Here is a 1,069-nt window from a genome sequence, read left to right as displayed (position 1 = left end):
GAGATGTGTATAAGAGACAGGGTTCAGCAGCGCCTTCATTCCCAGGAAGCTGCACAGCCCGGCATAGCGCACCACCGCCGAGCGCGCGGTCATGTAATCGGCCGGAAACGCCTCGCGATATGTCTGCTGGCGGTAATCGTCCTGCGCGGCCAGCACCAGCGAGCGGATGCTTTCCAGTTCGGGCGAGACGACGAACGAATCCTCGTAATTGCGCCAGGTGGAATCGAGACCGCCGGTCACCGCGCTGGTGCCGCTGACCACCGCCTTGGGCACCGAGGTGATGAGGCCGAGCACGCTGCCCACCGCGGTGCCGACGTCGTTGGTCAGCGCGCGGCCGAACTTGCGCCGCCGCATCGCGGCGTTGGTTTCGCGGAAGAAGCGGTCGCAATAGATGTCGGTCAGCGCGAAGCCGGCGGCGAGATAGCGTTTGATCTCCCCCGCATCGCGCGGCTCGCGAAAGGTCATGATCGGCCGGGACTTTCCGTCGGCATCGGTGCGGGTGCCGGTCTGTTCCAGCGATTCGGCCAGCACCTCGATCAGCGCATCTTCGGTCTGCGGCGAGGGGACCGGCCTCGCCGACAGATCGGTCGACAGCGCGGAACCCGATACGCAGCCCGTCAGCAGCATGGCGCCGGAGGCGGCCAGAAACGTCCCTCTCATCGTCGATCCCCCCGAATCGTTGCTGGCCCGAACCTAAACCCGGCGTGCGCGGGCGGGAGCGGGGATGAGTCCGCAACGGATCAATTCGTGCGTCCGTCGCGACGCGGGGATCGGCGCGCGCGGCGGGGCGTTCACCGCGCGGTGGCGCACCGCAAGCCGCACCTGCCCGAAAAGACCTGCGCCAGCTGCCACCGGCCGTTTGCGTGGCGCAAGAAGTGGGCGCGTGACTGGGAGCAGGTGAAATATTGCTCCGATCGATGCCGTGGGGCGGGGAAGCGGCCGTCAATCTGACCGGGAGGGCGTGGGTTTCGCAATGCCTGTCCCGCGTCGTCCGCACCTGTTCCGGGGGCCACGGAGCGGCAATCAACCGCGAGTATGCGGTGCGGTGAATGCCGGAACAGGTCCGGCA

2 protein-coding genes are annotated in these 1,069 nt (G+C 67.3%); one reads left to right on the top strand and one right to left on the bottom strand.

Annotated features, from left to right (window positions below; translation table 11 throughout):
* Positions 1 to 660: hypothetical protein (locus AX685_RS23130; protein WP_231738793.1), on the bottom strand; the 660-nt coding region annotated here is incomplete at its 3' end.
* Positions 661 to 747: 87 nt separating this feature from the next.
* Here AX685_RS23130 and AX685_RS23125 point away from each other — a divergent pair.
* On the top strand, positions 748 to 951 hold the full coding sequence (locus AX685_RS23125; protein WP_443026257.1) for a DUF2256 domain-containing protein: 204 nt from the start codon (positions 748 to 750) through the stop codon (positions 949 to 951).
* Positions 952 to 1,069: the final 118 nt, after the last annotated feature.

Source organism: Sphingomonas sp. CCH9-F2, assembly GCF_001556735.1.
GTDB lineage: Bacteria > Pseudomonadota > Alphaproteobacteria > Sphingomonadales > Sphingomonadaceae > Sphingomonas > Sphingomonas ginsenosidimutans.
The sequence above is the reverse complement of the archived record's forward strand: the minus strand, read 5'-3'. Positions and strand labels throughout refer to the sequence as shown.